Consider the following 18,439-nt stretch of genomic DNA (forward strand, 5'->3'; position numbering starts at 1 on the left):
ATTATTTCCCATCCAACAAATATCTGAAGTAGACCAAGGCGGTAGTTTCGGAGTAGTCGCCAAAAGTATCATAGCCAACCTGTCCGCCGATCTGCATATTCTTCTGTAAGTTGTAACTGCCATCAGCCTTGAAGTTATATCCGATGCCATTTTTACTTTGCGCAGCATAACGGGATTCAGTGCTATAACCATCGCGCACCAATTGCTCCAGTTGAGCCTGCAACTCTGGATTATTCGGGAAATATTTACTCTCATCCTGCGAATAGGATTGATAGCCTACCGCCCCACCCAATTTATAATTCCAGTTACCATAACGTTGGCTATACTCAACCGGGAAAGAGACACTGACATAATCTTGCGGGCTGAAATAGCCCCCTTGACCGTAACTGAAATAACTGAGATTTTTAGAGAAATTCATATAACTGATATTGATGCCCGTTTTTAATTCACGGTCATCATAGCGGTAAGGACGAATATACGCGCCGACTGAAGAGTTAATTGAACCATTACTCGGAACATTATCACCGATATAATTGTAATAATTTAATCCTGCATAAAGGCCGGCATCGCCATCGTCATAGCTCAGGTTTAAGCCACCCCCATTCTTAGTGACTGCCCCCCATCGCGATCCGCTGATCTTATCGGTTGCACCCACGTATGAAAGCAAGCTATCCGTCACTGGCCGACGTTCTACTGTCATCGCCAGTTTAGCGAATTCGCCAAGCTTAGGTGCCCATTGCACGCCGCCAATAAGGGCACTCATATCTTGCCCTAACGGCGTGGTACCAATGTCGGCTTTATAATCTTCCCCCGCCAAGGCCAGGGCCAGTTCTACCCCTGACTCACTTTGTGAGCCTGGGGAGTCGGCGGTGAAATCATTTGGACTAAAGGTTTGGGCTGTGACCAGATTATTAGCCGCCAGTTGTTTAGCACTGTTGGCATCATTTTCCACTACCCTGGCATCAACACAACCTTGCGTTCCAGCACCTGCGCCATTACACGCACTTTCTCTATCCGCCTGAGCCTGCAATTGAGCAGTTGTCGCCGCCGCTAATACCGCCGCTGAGTTAGTTGCGGCAAGTGCTGATGTCTCTGTCGCATTTTTAACTTCCAAACCCTGCTGCAATGCCCCGGTACCAAAACGATTACTGCCCGTACCTGAGGTTGAACCTGCATTGAGGGATACCGGCGTGACGGTAAAACTCAGGCGGGAGGTATCAAAAGGCACACCGGAAAAGGTGAGCGGGGCTTTGGCTTCAGTCAATTGACTCAGGCCCGATTCACCATCGCGACTGCGAATACTGATATTGGCCTGCGCCCAACTGGCAGTTTTATCCTGTAAAGTATCCAGCATCTGATCAACTTGCTTCAGGGTGCCGTTTTGCGCAACGTTAGCGGTAGGTGCCAGATTATTGACGCCCTCCATGGCAGCGCCTTCTGTGCCCGCATTTTGCCACGGCAACACCGCGCCATAGCTTGAATTGGTCCGCGGCTGCGTGCGGGTGGTCTGGTTAATAAACGGATTGTCGCTAAGTTGTAAACCAGCAATATTCGCGCCACCAACACTGTCTGCCCCTTCCAGCCCAATCATTTTACCTTTGGCGGAACGTAACAAAGCCAGAGCCTGCTCATGATCCCCTTCAGCTTCCGCGACCCGGGCAGCAAGCAATAAGCGCTCAGGGGTTCTTGGCCCGCGCATGCCCAACATCAATTGTCTGGCGCTCTGGACATCACCATTAGCCAGTGCCACGTTTACCGCCCCTACCCGCGCCCCTTCATTAGTAGGATCACGTTTTAATAAATAAGCATAAACTTTACCGGCTTCATCATTCATTTTACCGGATTGGTAAAGACGCCCCATCGCCAGCATCAGGTCAATATTTTGCGGATCACTTTGTAGCGCAACAATCAACTTGTCATACGCCGCAGCATACTGGCCTTGCTCACGCAATGCATCGGCCTGATTGATAGTGGTCCCTAGTCGTAATCGACTGATCTCTATCGGCGAACTGCCACTTTGAATCGCGGGATTACTCAATAAGGCTTCCGCTTCTTGCGTCAGGCCAGATTGCGTCAAGACACTGATTTGTGCCGCATAATCGCCCGCCTTGCCATGAATGCCGTTATTGATATTTTTACGCACTAAACTAACCGCCGTGGTGCTGTCACCGGCAGCCATCAAATCTTTAGCCAGATTACCGACATCGGCAGGGGCGGTAGGCGGATTTTGTGCCAGTCCGCGCAATATTGCCGCAGCACTGGCTGAATCACCCTTTGCCAGAGCCGTTTCTGCTGTCGCTATTTTTTGATTGAACTCCACACGGTCAGCGAGCGCACGGACCTCTTTAGTTTGGCGGGCTGGCGGGATCTGATTGAGTAAAGCATTACTGGTTGCCCAATCTTTGTTTTCAGCGGCAAACAAAGCGGCAGCATATAGATTATCCGCCGGTGCGCCGGGAGCCGAAGCTTCAGCCATCAGACTTTGCGCCTGGGCTGTATTTCCTTGTTGTTGCAGTATTCTCGCCATATCCAGACGAACCCAGATATTCGATGGCTGCTTAGTTAGCGCCTGTTGTAACAGATTTAATGCCGCCGTAGGATCATTACGTTGCAGCGCTAATGCAGCCTCACGGCGAATCGGATCAACATTGATCCCAGCGGGCGCGGCGGCGGGTTTGAGATTGTTTGGCACGGTTTGTAGCACTTGCTGTGCCTCGGCATCATTCTTTTGCTGCCGCAATACATAATACAGCCCCAATTTCGCATCATTATTTTGCTGTTGCTGCGCCAGGATATTGCGGTAAGCCTGTTCAGCAGCACTCAAATCACCTTTGCGCCGCAACAAATCAGCCCGGAACAGCGCCACCGCAGTGCCTTTGTCCCCTGTGGCCTGTGCCAATGGGGCGCTCAATGCCAGCGCACCGTCAATATTCCCGCTGGCAAAGGCTTTTTTAGCTTTATCCAACTCGCCGTAGAAATGGGCATCTTGCGCTTGCGCCGCCAGTTGTGCGCTGTTTGCCCCACCTTGTTTGGCCGCCTGAGTCAGGTAGTTTTCTGCATTGGCGAAATCACCACTGCGCAAAGCGATAAATCCCAAACCCGCTAATGCATCGCCATCGTTAGGGTTGATCGCCAGCACTGACTCAAACTGGCTTTTCGCATTGGTTAAATCACCGCGATTAAGTTCACTGTAACCCTGGCCTTTTGCTGCTCCACCGATATTCTTTTTATAGTAATCGGCGACAACCTGATCATCGGGATGGCGTTGTTGATAGGCCTGATAAAGCCCTTCATCTGCCGGTTGCGGTGTTATCCACATCAGTGCCTGGCGCAAAGCAGCATCAGCTTCGCGGTTAGTCGCCGCCAGACTATTAAGCATGGCAATACCATCACGGCGGGTTGTCTGTTGGTAGGTCAGCACTTTACCCAGCGCCACGCGGGCAGCAACATCATTTGGGGACTGTGCTACACGTTGCTGTAATTCGGCAATAGCTGTTGGTAACGTCGCCGCATCCCCCGCCATGGTCAAATAATATTCTACCGCTAAATTATCCAACGGTTTATTACCGTTAAATAAATTCTGATAACTCTCAATCGCCTTGGGAATATTGCCCTGGCTGGCAAACTGGCGCGCTGCCGCTAATTGGCTCGGCGAAATGGACTGCATGACTTTGGCATTATCTAACGACTGCAAACGTGGGTCATCCGGGGAGGCCGCATTTAATTTTTTACGCCATTCAAGCGACTCGGCTTTATCCCCTTTTTCAGAGGCATAAAGGGACATTAGATATAAAGCATCAACGTTGGTAGGATCGACCATCAGGATCTTTTGCAGCGCGTTAGTCGCCAGATCATTATGGGCTTTCTCATGCCAGTAGGTGGCCTGATCTAACAATGCCTTTATCGCTGGCGTATTCTCTGCCGCCTGTCCCCAGACAGGGATTGCAGCAAATCCGACCATCCCAGTAAGCAACAGGGCATTAATCAATGGTGACTTTACATGACTTGATTTCATATCAACCCCGCTCCATACAATAGGCCCACATCATCAACAGTTTTATTATCATTCTTCAGGATCTTTGCCTAAGCGTATTGCTGCACGGCGTTTTAATAACCCAAACATGCTCACACCAATGATGACTGAGATCAGTAAAGCAAGTAACGCCAAAATCACGATATGCTGACTGGCATACCAGATAACCATTTGATACCAAGGCAGCTCACCACGAGGGAATTGCTCCCCAACACTAAAACTGCGCACACCATTTTCATTGGTAATAATCGCCAGATCACCACGCACGCCGGCATTAACCGTCGATAACTTCAAATCGCCGTGAATACTCGCTAATTGATCATCACCTGTTGCGGTTGCCAGCACCACGACCTTCTGCGGATTCCAGCCAGAACGGAAACTCAGGAAGCCGCGCCAGTTATCGGTCGATGAAAGGTAGCGATCGGCCTCAACTTGCTGGCGGAACCAAACCCCAGTGAGGTAATCCGCCAACTTTTCTAACGTCGACGGTTCTTTCACTGATAGCACACCATTTTCCAGGCCAAATGATGTCGCGGTTAATAGTGTTTGGGTGAAATCAGCATGGTCTAATGTCGACACCACCAAAATATCGTTATCAGCAAACAGTGAAATATCTTTTTCATTTGCGGACACGCCCAGCTTCACCTTGACGTGGATAACTGGCTTTCCGGTTGAATTACCGGCACGAGCCGCAAGACCAAGTAATGTACGAACTTCTGTTTTGCTTGGTTTTTCGGGCAATAATACCAAGGTTTGTGAGAAATCAGCCAAGCGGGTGAAAGGGAAGGATGCGCCGACAAAATACGAAAGATTAGGCAACAGGGTAAAGTGATGGGTGTGACTCAAGTCAATATAAGAATCAGGTTCGATACGGCTCTTAATATTATTGTTGTTTAGTAGATTACAGGGGGTTCCGGCTTTCGGATTAATCGCGAAATAGAACTCTAACTGGTTATCACCATAAATCAGATAAGGAGCCAAACGCAGGGTATAACTCTCCTGACGAGTATCGCCACCAACCGCCCGCCACAGGGACTCAATCAACCCCTTCTTATTTACCGGCAGGTTATACAAGAAAATATTGTTAATCGATACGTTAAGTTGGGAGCTATTTTCATCAATCCAGTCTTCAATCGGGAAACGGTAGCCGATATGGATGGGTATAGTTTCTCCATCCCACATAAATAGATCGGGTGCCGCCCGGAAATCAACATGAATACCGTCATGATAAATACCATTAGCAGTCAAAGCATCGAGATTTGGCACTAAAGATTTAAGTAATACGGGATGTTCAGTATTAATCCAGCGTGGAGCGTCATAGGGAATGCTACGCGGGATAGCTTGCGCTTTAACACTTAGGCTATTCGCCTCTGGCGGTAATGGCCCGGAAGTTAAACGCCATGCAGCCTGACGCAACTCCTCCTCATTATTGCCAATAACCAAGAGTAATTTAGCCACCGGATTGTGCGGGTTATCAATCAATTGCAGACTTGGGCCGGTGCTTTGCGGTAACACAAAATCACCGATATGCTCACCCGGCTTACCAAATAAAATACCATTACCTTCGGGTAGTGAATCAAATTGTACCGGGAAATCAATATCACGGTAATTAGCCTGATAACCAAACCATGAAGCAACACCGGCGGCAGCACCAATCACATCAGCACGAATATTAGCCGGGAATGCCATAACCACTTTGGTCTCTTTCATCTGCATAGCATCAAAGAATGGCCGGGGGAATAGTCCCAAATTCTTACCAATATTCAGTTGTTGCCCTTCTAATTGAATACTTGAGGTCGGTAAAATACTGACCCAAAATTTATTCAATTGATCTGTTTCACACTGCAATACCGTGTTGTCACCAGTAATACTCATACTCAGATTATTGGTCGCGACCACCATCGCCGCAGGGACATCAACTTGGTATATCGCGCTGTTTTCACTTGACGGCGTTAGTGGCAATGTCCCTAACGGCTGCCCGTTCAGCATTAACTGTAAGCTGTAATTCTTACCAGCCAGCTCTGATGATAATTTTAGCGCCAGAGATAGTTTTGCATTGGTAATCACCAAATCATTGGGTAACGTGAAGACAATGCCTGATTGCAATTGACCGCCACTTAACAGCAACCCATTGGGCTGCCCCATATCTTTAATGGTAATCGTGGTATTCACTATCGCGTTGTATGAGGCCGGGCGGGTCACCACTACCGTGTTATCAACTACGGGTGTCGGTAGAGTTGAATCATACAAAGGGCGGTTTTCAGGGGCGCTGGCGATTTGCGGGTAATTATCAACCGCAGGAGCCACTGCCCCAGCGGTTGAGTCATCACTGTTCGGCCGAGGTAATAAAGGGAAATCTCCCGCGGTGGCTGCATCTTCAGTTTGCTGTTCCTGGCCCGCGATACGATTAGTGTCTACAGCAAACCCATTGATGGGAAAAAATGCCAGAGAGCACGCGGCCACAACACCTGTAAACCACAATGACGGAAATATCTTGCTCAATATCCCTTTCATGCCGCATTTCCTTTTTTCTGGAGGGCCAGCTTTCTTTTTCTAGCCCGACGTTGCTTCCACGGCAGATAAAAGAGTTCAAACGCACAACGAATAATGCTGAGTAATGAATGTAATGGTCGATCCTGAGGATAAGGCTCGGTAATCCAGGCATCTGCACGGGCCAACACAATACGAACCAGTTCCCGACGTTTAACCAGTGGAATATCACCAAACATCAACCGCACAGCACCGAGTTCAACATCAATAAGCGTGACAGGTAGACTGACAGCACCGCGTTGTAACATCAGCTCCACCTCTTCAATACCCTCAGTTGGGAAATGTTGGTCTTTAATCGCCAGACGAACCCCGCCCATTGACAAGTCCAGGGTGTGAGTACGCAGTGATATGCCATTACTATAATGAATAATGGCCGGTAACTGGACGTCAATGCGGATCGTTTTACGTGTCTGACGAGTCTCGCGCGCAACAGAAATAGCCGCAAATAATAGAATGACACTGAAAGTAGCCCAGGCGATATTAAGTGCAATTACATTCGGATTAACACCAAAATAATCTGGCAATGCTACGCGCACTAATCCCCATATAATGCCGAGCAACATCAGAACAACTGCAATAATATGCGGTCGAACAATATTGAAATCGAAATAACTCTTATCCAGTAGGTCGCCTTTATCCGTCACGTTAAACTTGCCACGTTTTGGTGAAATCATCGTAACGATGGTTGGAATAACCAAATGGAATGCCATTACGGTTTCATAAACTTCACCCCAGAAAGAGTAGCGGAAGCGGCCATTACTGCGTGAGTTGATGGCAATAGACATAATTAAATGGGGCAAAACATAGGCGAAAATCAATTCGGCTGACGAGGCAATAATACTCTGGTTAAAGAGAAGATAGCCCAGTGGCGCGAGTAAAAAGACCACGCGTGGCAAACCAAATTGGTAATAAATCATGGCGTTGAGATAACACAAACGCTGAGGAAGGCTCAACCCACGCCCTAACAAGGGATTATCCACACGGAAAATTTGTGTCATCCCCCGCGCCCAACGGGTCCGTTGGATCACATGTAACGCCAAACGTTCAGTCGCCAGCCCCGCGGCGAGTGGGATGGAAATAAAGGCTGAGTTCCAACCTAAACGCTGTAATTTCAGCGCAGTATGGGAGTCTTCGGTGACTGTTTCTACCGCAAAACCACCAATTTCATCTAATGCCTTACGGCGAATAACAGCACAAGAACCGCAGAAAAATGCCGCATTCCAGTTATCGTTCCCTTGCTGAATAGGGCCATAAAAAAGGGCCCCTTCATTAGGAACAGAACGGCCTGTTGATAGATTGCGCTCAAACGGATCGGGGGAGTAAAAGTAGTGTGGCGTCTGGAGCAACGCCAACCGCTTATCAACCAGGAACCCACCCACCGTGGCCTGTAAAAAACCGCGGGTAGCTACGTGGTCACAATCAAAAACGCAGATTAACTCCCCCTGCGTAATCTTCATCGCATGGTTAAGGTTACCGGCTTTAGCATGACGGTTATCATTTCGAGTGATATAACCAACCCCTACATCCGCAGCAAATACAGCGAACTCAGTTCGTTTTCCGTCATCCAATACATATATTTTTATTTTTTCTTTTGGGTAATCAATACATTGGGCTGCCAGAATCGTATCTCTAACCACATCCAGACTTTCATTATAGGTAGGAATGTAAACATCAACCGTTGGCCATAAATCGGTATTCTCAGGCAGCGGTTCAATCGTTCGTTTTAATGGCCAAATAGTCTGTAAATAACTAAGACTTAGAATAATCCAGATGTAAAGTTCTGCACTATAAAGAAGTATGCCTAATATTGTCTCGGTTACAGAACCAAAATGAAGCGTTTCAGTCGTGCGCCAATAAATATATCGGGATGACATCAAAAATGACAATACTGTCATTACTATTGTTACTTTTCTGCTTTTACTTATGCCAAGTAAAAAGAACGCAGCAATGCTGAATAATGCAAAAATGTACTGCTTCTCACTGTCCATTGGTGTAACAACAACCAAGATAGCGATTGGAAATAACAGTAACAACAGAAGATAAAATTGAATTTTCTTCATCTTGAATTCAGCCAGTATTTAATAGAAGTCATGTTTAGGCGTAGAGTAAACCTCCCCCCCGCCGATCTTTATTCCCAAAATAGCTGCAACTTTTTTACTAATAAGCTCAATATCAAATGCGGCAGCTGACACGGGGCTGAAATCAATAATTGAACGTTGAGAAGCATTCGCTTCTGGCACACATTCATCCCGATGAATCATTCCTAACAATTTATCGCCCAGACGTTGATCAAAGAATTGTGAGACATCATGGCTGAGTTGACGACGATTATCACTTTGATTAACAACAAAATAGGTTCCCATTTTGTTATCTAAAGGGGCGCCGATAAGTTTGCCTTTCTCTATTTGAGGTAATAAAGATAAAGATGCAGTGTCTGCCAACATCACCACCAAATGCATATCCGCAATCCCTTGCATCGCTTTTAACGCCGGGCTTGGTCCCGGAGGAAAATCAGCGATAACCACTAATCCAGGATAATTGAGGACTGAATGTAGCCCCCGTTGTAAAAAATGTGGATCAGCCGTTAATTCATGCTCGAAAGCCAGACGTTTCGCTTCATCCACCTCGCCATAAGGCAAGACAAAGGTATTCGTTCCCGCTTTAAGGATAAATTGGCTCCAGTCAGATGCATTACCTGACTCAGAAACATAACCACGTTCATCCGACAAAGGGACACCAAAGTGCAAGCGCAGAGCATTTTGTACATCGAAATCAATAAGTAGAACCTTGCTACCACTACGTGCCAGTGAGTGCGCCAAATTGGCTGCAAAAGTAGTTTTACCGACACCACCTTTCGGTGAACATACACAAACTAACGGCATAAGGCGATGCTCTCTAACAACGTTTGTAAAGGAATATCCCGCGATGACTCGGCAAAAACAACCTGCTCTTTTGGTGGTTCTTTTTGTGAAAAAATGTTTTTAAATTCAGTTTTTTTACCTGATTCCAACGGGCCAGTTGGTGAGGATGAAAATTGTGTCGTAAGTATAGGTTTAGAAACCGCTTGCGGTATAGCAGGTTCGTTTAAATTGACTGGCTGCGGAGCTAGAGTATGGGCAACCGGTGGCGCAGGAAACAGTGATCGCATTGCGGCTGGCCGGTTTGTTACCTCGGTATTTAGCAGAGGATCACTATTTATAGCGTGAGGTTCACTCATCACGTTTAACACATCAGGCTCGGCGAACTCAGTGGCTGAAACAAGCTGAGGTGTCGGCTGTATAGTTCGACCATTTTCTAAAAATGAATCATTGTCTTGTGAAGCCAACTGTTTAATAAGCGGCCATGAAAAAGCATCCGCTTGAACTTCTTTTTCAGAAATTTCTTTATAATCAATATCGTGCATGTCTATTTTATCTTTGAACTGCTTAATATCATCATATTTATTCATAAATAACACACCTATTTTGATACAAAGCTCTGCAAATAAATTTGCATCATGGGTTTATTTTTTAAGGGTCGCCCACTAAAAAACTCCCCTGAATAATCTTGTTGACTCTGGAACTGATGATTGGTATCGGTTTAATACTGACATTAGCATAATGTCAGTATTTATATAGGTTATTAATACATTACGCAGTTCGTAACATCGGTGTTTGCGAGGGGGAGAGGGAAAGATATTTGAAATTGTCACTGCCCCGCCATTTTTATGACGGGGATTGAATAACTGGCCCAGAGGGGCTAATTTTGCAGGGGCATTTGATATAGCAAATTGATTAACACCAGTACGCCATAAAGTTTACGCAAGTACGGTCCAGACAGCGTTCACCAATCAGATAGCGGCGCAAAGCTTTCACTGTTGAGGATTCAGCCGCCACCCAGGCATAGAAACTACTGGCACCTTCGGCTCGCTCCCATAACACATCACCACCCAGACTATTCTCTGCTAATGATTGTGCCGCGACTTGCGCCGCAGCCGGAATTTGTACCCATTGACGTACCGCGTCAACTAACAAGCTGCCATGGGCGGGGTGATGCGACTTATCACGTGGCAACCAGTAAACCTGCGCAAACGGAAATCGCTCAAGATTGATGCAATCACCCACCAGCGGTACCTCAAAAAAAGCTTGAACATGTGGAGGGTTAGCTTGTAATGCCAGCTGTTCCAAAATAGCCACCGCCGCCGGTAATGCTGTTTCGTCGGCAATCAGTAACGCCTGCATCATCTGCGCTGGCGGGATCCACTCATAACCGCCACTGTCAGATTGATACTCGGCATTCGGCGCAACAACCTGAATGGCATCGCCTGGTTTGGCATGTGTTGCCCAAGCCGATGCTGGGCCGGTCACGCCGTGCAAAACAAATTCCACGTCCATCTCGTTCTGCTCAGCACGCAATGCACGCAGTGTATAAGTGCGCATTATCGGTCGCTGCTCTTTCGGGATAGCCAGGTAATTACGATACCAATCGTCGCCTTTTGATACCTGAGTAATCAGACCGTTGTCTGCGGGCAATAGCAGCTTAATACGCTGATCTGGCGCTTCAAGTTTCATACGATTGACTTCTGGCCCTTCAAATACGCAACGTAACAGTGACGGTGAGATATTTTCTTTTACTTTCAATTTGATATCGAAAACTCGGTAGCTTGATGCGCCGGACATGACAGTTACTCTCCCGCAGAATGTGCTGTGACCCGATGCTGGCACCACAGCCAGCCACTTATGCCGCCCAACAGAACGGCCATCATCAGAGCCGCAGCAATCAACTGCGACTCACCGTAAAATTTTGCTACTAACGGCACCATCAACGCACTCATGCCATAACCCAATGTATGGCTGGTCGCTATCACCCCGGAACCTTTGCCCGTGGATAATTTATCGTTCAGCATCAATTGGTAACCCGGCGTTGCCATCGCCGCACCGAAAGAAGCTAGCGCACACCCCGCATAGAATAATACCAATGGCTGGGTACACATCAATCCTAAACCACCTACCATGAATAACGCTGCCACCAACAGAAGCTGAGAGGGGCTGAAACGTTGGGGGCGTACCACCAAAAACTGAGCCAACAAGGTACAACCTGCGGCCACGCTAAGCAAAATTGCCACATGGTGGCTCACCATGGTGGCTGAATGCCTGAATAATTGGTTTAAATGCGGTGCCAGACCAAGCTGCATCAGGCTGACAACTGCCGCCAGCAGCAGTGCACAGAGTAAATAGGGTAGCATGCTGAAACGTAAATGATTTTGTTGATGTGCAGCCGGCGGCAATGGCGGATCATTGTATTGGCAACAGACCACCAACAGTGCGATCAATGGTGCTATTGCCATCAACCACAGCGGTGCCATTGGGTGTATTGAGAGGGCAAGAGCGGCACAAAGTGGGCCAAGAAGACGACCACAACTCAAGCCTGAACTGATGGTAGCTAATGCAGCCATGCGCTGCTCATACACTGCGCGCTGCAAGGCCCAGGTCTGGCAGGCGGGCACCATGCCTGAGACTGTCAGGCCATAGATAATACGTGCCACAATCAGCCCACCCAGCCCGACCATCTCCGGTAACCATCCCGCTGCTAAGCCCCATACCGCCAGCGTCAACAACACAAAACTTAGCAAGTAGCCAGCCAGCGCCATGATGACCACAAATTTACACCCACGAACCTCCGATTGCCGTCCCCACCACGGTGATCCGATCAAAAACAGCATGGATCCGAGGGTAAGTAAACCGGCCCACACCGACAGTGACAGATGTGTTCTGCTAACCAATACCGGTAACATGACCAATAAACCGTTCTGCCCAATCCCCAGCAAGCCGGCACAAAAGGCTAACGGCCAATTAGAAGAAGGTATATGCCCGCTTGAACGTGTTTCAGACTGTGATGAAATTTGCATTAAAAGTGAATTAACCGTTAATAACATAGGGGATTTATGCATATTTAATAGAAAAACTGTATCATAAGTTAATTGATAATGATAAATATTATTGATATAAGAATGATTCTCAATTGAATCAAGAGTGGCATGGAATAATGACTATCCAGTTAGAAACCGCGACAACCGATGTGGCTGCGCAATGTTTCCTCAACGCATTGATGCGTGAAACCCGGGACTGGCAAATCCTTCCGACAGCAAACAATCAACCCTATCCACAGCTCCATATCCCTCTTTCATCGTCACAAGCTATTCGTATTGCTTTACGCCATATATCCCCAACACAACATCATCACTATCTGTTCCCAGCCTATCTATATCAGCAGGACGATGGGGCGGGTACGGCACTTGGCATGGAACAGTTGGTGACCTTGTTGTTGGATAAACCCGCAGTAAAAGGTGACCTGTCAGATGAGGTGGTTACACGTTTCCGCCAGCGGGTTCTGGAAAGTCATGACAACACCCAACAGGCTATCAATATTCGTCTGGATTGGCCGTCACTGCGTGATAAGCCACTCAATTTTGCTCAGGCTGAGCAAGGCTTATTGGTCGGTCATGCCTTCCATCCAGCGCCAAAATCCCATGAACCCTTCAATGAAAAAGAGGCCCATCGCTATCTGCCAGACTTTGCCGCTCGTTTTCCACTACGCTGGTTTGCCGTGGATAAACGCTTTTTGTGCGGTGAGAGTCTCACCCTGACACTGCAACAACGTCTGCAACGTTTTGCCAGCGAGAGTGCACCACAGCTACTGGCACACTTTACCGATGATATTTGGCTGCTGCCGATGCACCCCTGGCAGGCTGATCACCTGTTGTCCCAGGAGTGGTGTCAGCAGTTGGTACAACTGAAAGCACTGCAAGACTTGGGTGAAGCAGGTGAACGCTGGCTGCCGACCAGTTCCTCGCGTTCGCTGTATAGCCCATCAAATCGCGACATGATCAAGTTTTCCCTCAGTGTCCGCCTGACCAACTCGGTACGTACGCTATCGGTAAAAGAAGTTAAACGTGGAATTCGCTTGGCCCGCTTGGCTCAAACCCCGCGCTGGCAAGCACTACAAACGCGCTATCCAACCTTCAGGGTCATGCAGGAGGACGGTTGGGCCGGTTTATGTTCCGCTGATGGCACGGTGCAAGAGGAGAGTCTGATGGTGCTACGCGACAACCTGTTGTTCAGCCAGCCAGATGCTCAAACCAATGTGCTGGTCACCTTAACTCAGGCCGCGCCAGATGGAGGCGACAGTTTGCTGGTTGCCGCAGTGCGCCGTTTGGCGGCGCGTCTAAATCTTCCGTTACGCCAGGCCACCCACTGCTGGCTGGATGCCTATTGCCAACAGGTCTTATTACCACTGTTCAGCACCGAAGCTGATTACGGTTTGGTGCTATTAGCCCATCAGCAAAACATTCTGGTAGAAATGCAACAAGACTTGCCGATCGGTATGTTGTATCGCGACTGTCAGGGCAGCGGCTTTACCCAAGATGCCACACCGTGGCTGGAAGAAATTGGCGAAGCCGGAGCGGAAAACCGCTTCACTGAACAACAACTACTGCGCTATTTCCCCTATTACTTGCTAGTCAACTCCAGTCTGGCAGTAACCGCCGCATTAGCGGCTGCCGGTTTCGACAGCGAAGAGAATCTGATGATGCGGGTCCGCGACGCACTCCATAACCTGCGGGCTACGGCTAAAAATACCCTTTGTTTAGATTACGTACTCGATAGCACGCATTGGAACTGCAAGGGTAATTTCTTCTGTTATCTGCATGACCACAATGAAAATACCATCGTTGATCCGGCAGTTATCTACTTTGATTTCGCAAACCCATTTCGTTTCCCTCACCAAGAGCGCCTGGGAGTTGCCCAATGATGCCACAAGCTAAGTTGATGCACTCCGCAGGCAGTTTTCGCTGTGAACAGTTGGAAAAAAATCTGACCCTCAGCTTAGGGTTGGACGGCAGCGCGGTATTGCACTCACCCGGACCATTGCCACAAGGCTGGCTGGTACCGGCATTGGATCAGTTGTTCGTTGCTGCACCGCAATTAACCGGTATTGCGTTGCCCTATGCAGAGTGGCGGGAAGAGCCGCAAGCACAGGCCGTGTTTGCCTTGAGCTATGGCGACTATCTGGCACGGGATCTATTTTATCAACTACCACTGTGGCTGGGAGCGGAACGCCATCGGGCGACTGATCAGATGCAGTATGACGCCGAGCAAGATATCTGGTTCCCACAACGTGCTGCGCGCCCTAACGGCGAAGTTTATCGCCGTTTCGATCCGCACATTAAACATACCCTGAGCTTCCGCTTACCGGAAATTGATCGCGACACAGAGCAGTTTACCCGCTGGATGAACTCGCCGCGCGTAGATGCTTTTTGGGAAATGAGTGGCCCGCTTGAGGTTCAGGCAGCGTATCTGCAACGTCAGTTGGATTCGCATTATTGCTATCCGCTCTTGGGTTGCTTTGACGATCAACCTTTTGGTTATTTCGAAGTTTATTGGGCAGCAGAAGACCGGATTGGTCGCCATTACCGTTGGCAGCCTTTTGATCGTGGACTACACATGCTGGTAGGTGAAGAGCGCTGGCGAGGAGCGCAATACATCCGCAGTTGGTTACGTGGCCTGACACACTATCTGTATCTGGATGAACCACGCACAACCCGGGTAGTAGCTGAGCCACGCGCCGATAACCAGCGCCTGTTCCGCCACCTGCCTGCCGCGGGCTACCACACCTTGAAAGAGTTTGATTTCCCGCATAAACGCTCGCGGCTGATAGTGAATCAGCGCGCAGATTTCTTCCAAGAGGGTACGGTATGACCACTGACAATTACGCCAACTGGCAGCGCGTTAACCGTCAGATGATCGCCAAGATCCTGGCTGAACTGGAATATGAACGCACCCTGTGTGCCGCGCCAGCAGGCCAGGCATGGATCATCACCTTACCGGGCGCGGTTTATCGCTTTAGTGCCGAACGGGGTATCTGGGGCTGGTTGCATATTGACCCCGCCTCATTGCACTGCGAAGGAGTGCCGCTGACCGCTGACCATATGCTACGCCAACTGGCGCAAGTGTTGCAGATGGACGATGCACAGGTTGCTGAACACCTGGAAGACCTCTATGCCACGCTGCGCGCAGACATGCAGTTACTCTCTGCCCGTCAGGGCATGAGTGCCGAAGATCTGATTGCCCTTGATGCTGATGCACTACAATGTCTGCTGGCTGGCCACCCAAAATTTATCTTCAACAAAGGCCGCCGTGGCTGGGGTCTAACCGCCCTGCATCACTACGCGCCAGAATATCAAGGGCAGTTCCGCCTGCATTGGGTCGCCGCCAAACGTGGCAGTTTTGTCTGGTGCGCGGATGCACAATTCCCGTTGGACAGGCTGCTCGACAGTGCGATGGATAGCTCGGAACGCCAGCGATTTGAGCGCCACTGGCAGCAGCTCGCGTTGAATGACGACTGGGTACCGGTGCCCTTACACCCATGGCAGTGGCAGCAAAAAATCGCCCTGCACTTCCTGCCACAATTAGCCGAAGGTGAATTGATCGAACTGGGTGAGTTTGGTGACCATTATCTGGCGCAACAATCATTACGTACCTTAACGAATGTCAGTCGCCGCGTACCATTTGATATCAAATTGCCACTGACCATCTACAACACCTCTTGTTATCGCGGCATCCCCGGTAAATATATCAGCGCAGGTCCTGCGGCTTCGCATTGGTTACAGCAAGTCTTTGCACAAGACCCTACGCTACGAGCAAGCGGTGCTGAGATCCTCGGAGAACCCGCTGCCGGTTATATGATGCACCAGACCTATGCCACCTTGAGTAAAGCGCCCTATCGCTATCAGGAAATGCTTGGCGTGATTTGGCGAGAAAATCCGTCCTGCTATTTACAACCGGGCGAACAGGCAATTTTGATGGCCACACTGATGGAAACCGATAATCAGGGGCATCCGTTGATTGCCGCCTATATTGCACGTTCGGGGCTGAGTGCCGAAGCCTGGTTAGCACAGATGTTTCGGGTGGTCGTGGTGCCAATGTACCACCTGATGTGTTGTTACGGTGTGGCACTGATCGCCCACGGCCAAAACATCACTTTGGTGATGAAAGACCACATTCCACAACGTGTGCTATTGAAAGACTTCCAGGGCGATATGCGCCTGGTTGATAAAGAGTTCCCGCAAGCGGCCTCACTGCCCAGTGTCGTGAAAGCCGTCACCGCACGCTTATCTGCCGACTACCTGATACATGACCTACAGACCGGGCATTTCGTCACCGTGCTGAGATTTATCTCACCACTGATGCATGTGTGTGGCATCAATGAACACCAATTCTATCAACTGCTGGCACAGGTACTGCAGCGCTACATGGCACAGCATCCAGACATGGCAGAGCGTTTCTCCCTATTTGATTTGTTTAAACCACAAATTATTCGTGTAGTCCTCAACCCGGTGAAACTCACCTATTCAGAGCAGGATGGTGGCAGTCGAATGTTGCCAAATTACTTGCAGGATCTGGATAACCCTCTTTATTTGGTCACCAAGGAGCTAGCCCAATGAATCAAACTTTAGATTTCATCGGCATTGGCATAGGCCCATTTAACCTCAGTATTGCCGCCCTCGGCAGCGAAGTTTCCGGCTTTAACAGCAAATTCTTTGAGCGTAAATCGCACTTTACCTGGCATCCCGGCATGATGGTGCCTGATTGCCACATGCAGACCAGCTTTTTGAAAGATTTGGTCAGTGCGGTGTCGCCAACCAATCCCTATAGCTTCCTTAACTACTTAGTCCAAAGGAAGAAATTCTACCGATTCCTGACGACTGAACACCGAACGGTTTCACGGGAAGAGTTTGCAGACTACCTCAGTTGGGCTGCCCATGGGTTGAGTTCGCTAGAGTTCAGCCAGGATATTCAGAGTGTGGATTTTGACGACCAGCAGCGCCATTTTGTCGTGACCACAACACGCAATGTCTACCATGCACGCCATGTTTGTCTGGGGATCGGCAAACGTATCAAGTTGCCGGAATGTGTCGGCGAGCAAAACGATCGCTGTTTCCATGCCAGTGAAATGGCACTGCGCAATCCCGATCTGGCCGGTAAACGTGTCACCATCGTCGGTGGTGGTCAGAGTGGAGCTGACCTGTTCCTCAACATCTTCCGCGCAGAGTGGGGCCAACCGAAACAGTTAGATTGGATTTCACGCCGGAATAATTACAACGCACTGGATGAAGCCGCTTTTGCCAATGAGTACTTCACCCCGGAATACGTTGACGGTTTCTATACTCTGAACGACAACGCCAAGCAACATATGCTGGCTGAACAGAAGATGACGTCTGACGGCATTACCAGTGAGTCGCTACTGGCTATTTACCGTGCTATGTACCATCAGTTTGAGGTGTTACGTGAAAAGCCTTGGGCGCGCCTGCTCCCTAGCCGCTCACTGACAGCGATGCATCCGCAAGGTAACGGTTACCAATTAGTCACCCATCACCATCTCGATCAGGGCAAAGAAACCTTTGACAGCGACGTGACTATCTTCGCGACCGGTTATCAACAGGAACGTCCGGCATTCCTTAAACCACTGGCCAGCCGCCTGATGACCACTGCCGATTATCAATACCGCGTGGCTCCCGACTTCACCCTCGATTGGCGCGGCCCACACGATAACTGCTTATTTGCAGTCAACGCCGGTATGCATAGCCACGGCATTGCAGAACCGCAGCTCAGCCTGATGGCTTGGCGATCGGCGCGTATTCTCAACCGGGTTTTAGGTCGTGAACAGTTCGATTTAACATCCACCCCGGCGGTGATCCAATGGCGCAGCCAGCCGCCGGCCGTTATCCCCCGCACAGATCCCCTCGTCCTTGAAACCGCAGGGGGGTTAGCTGCACGTGCGCGCGCAAATCACTTACTTGAGTAAGCTCATCGGGATGTG

11 protein-coding genes are annotated in these 18,439 nt (G+C 49.1%); 4 read left to right on the plus strand and 7 right to left on the minus strand.

Annotated features, from left to right (window positions below):
- Position 1: 1 nt before the first annotated feature.
- The 7 genes from ACWJJO_RS19050 to ACWJJO_RS19080 form a co-directional block, all read right to left on the minus strand.
- Positions 2-4,015 (minus strand): cellulose biosynthesis protein BcsC, encoded by a 4,014-nt coding sequence (locus tag ACWJJO_RS19050; RefSeq protein ID WP_481091403.1) that lies wholly within the window; start codon positions 4,013-4,015, stop codon positions 2-4.
- 48 nt (positions 4,016-4,063) lie between these two features.
- A complete protein-coding gene (bcsB, locus tag ACWJJO_RS19055) occupies positions 4,064-6,547 on the minus strand; it encodes a cellulose biosynthesis cyclic di-GMP-binding regulatory protein BcsB (RefSeq protein WP_481091404.1) in 2,484 nt (827 codons plus the stop codon).
- A complete protein-coding gene (gene bcsA / locus ACWJJO_RS19060; RefSeq protein WP_481091405.1) occupies positions 6,544-8,643 on the minus strand; it encodes a UDP-forming cellulose synthase catalytic subunit in 2,100 nt (699 codons plus the stop codon). The genes bcsB and bcsA overlap by 4 nt, the downstream gene beginning before the upstream one ends.
- An 18-nt stretch (positions 8,644-8,661) precedes the next feature.
- Positions 8,662-9,465 carry a cellulose biosynthesis protein BcsQ gene (gene bcsQ / locus ACWJJO_RS19065; RefSeq protein ID WP_481091406.1) on the minus strand — a complete coding sequence of 268 codons (804 nt, stop codon included), beginning with the start codon at positions 9,463-9,465 and terminating at the stop codon, positions 8,662-8,664.
- Positions 9,456-10,031: a cellulose biosynthesis protein BcsO gene (gene bcsO / locus ACWJJO_RS19070; protein WP_083162543.1), complete on the minus strand. Its 576-nt coding sequence runs from the start codon at positions 10,029-10,031 to the stop codon at positions 9,456-9,458. Before bcsO ends, bcsQ begins: the two co-directional genes overlap by 10 nt.
- A 325-nt stretch (positions 10,032-10,356) precedes the next feature.
- Positions 10,357-11,241, minus strand: coding sequence for a siderophore-interacting protein (locus ACWJJO_RS19075; RefSeq protein ID WP_481091407.1), 885 nt, complete (start codon positions 11,239-11,241; stop codon positions 10,357-10,359).
- Between the two features lie 5 nt (positions 11,242-11,246).
- A complete protein-coding gene (locus ACWJJO_RS19080; RefSeq protein ID WP_481091408.1) occupies positions 11,247-12,470 on the minus strand; it encodes an MFS transporter in 1,224 nt (407 codons plus the stop codon).
- Positions 12,471-12,607: 137 nt separating this feature from the next.
- Here ACWJJO_RS19080 and ACWJJO_RS19085 point away from each other — a divergent pair, with 137 nt between their 5' ends.
- From ACWJJO_RS19085 to ACWJJO_RS19100, 4 genes are read left to right on the plus strand one after another with little or no spacing between them, the layout of a single operon-like run.
- Positions 12,608-14,371, plus strand: a complete 1,764-nt coding sequence (locus ACWJJO_RS19085) for an IucA/IucC family protein (protein ID WP_372569630.1) — start codon at positions 12,608-12,610, stop codon at positions 14,369-14,371.
- A complete protein-coding gene (locus ACWJJO_RS19090) occupies positions 14,368-15,318 on the plus strand; it encodes a GNAT family N-acetyltransferase (protein WP_481091409.1) in 951 nt (316 codons plus the stop codon). The genes ACWJJO_RS19085 and ACWJJO_RS19090 overlap by 4 nt, the downstream gene beginning before the upstream one ends.
- The gene (gene iucC, locus ACWJJO_RS19095) at positions 15,315-17,063 is read left to right on the plus strand and encodes an aerobactin synthase IucC (RefSeq protein WP_420073624.1); all 1,749 of its coding nucleotides are present in this window, start codon (positions 15,315-15,317) and stop codon (positions 17,061-17,063) included. Before ACWJJO_RS19090 ends, iucC begins: the two co-directional genes overlap by 4 nt.
- Entirely contained in the window at positions 17,060-18,424 is a 1,365-nt protein-coding gene (locus tag ACWJJO_RS19100) for a lysine N(6)-hydroxylase/L-ornithine N(5)-oxygenase family protein (protein WP_083162531.1), read from the plus strand. The genes iucC and ACWJJO_RS19100 overlap by 4 nt, the downstream gene beginning before the upstream one ends.
- The last annotated feature ends 15 nt before the right edge of the window (positions 18,425-18,439 follow it).

It is taken from the genome of Yersinia antarctica, assembly GCF_056636475.1.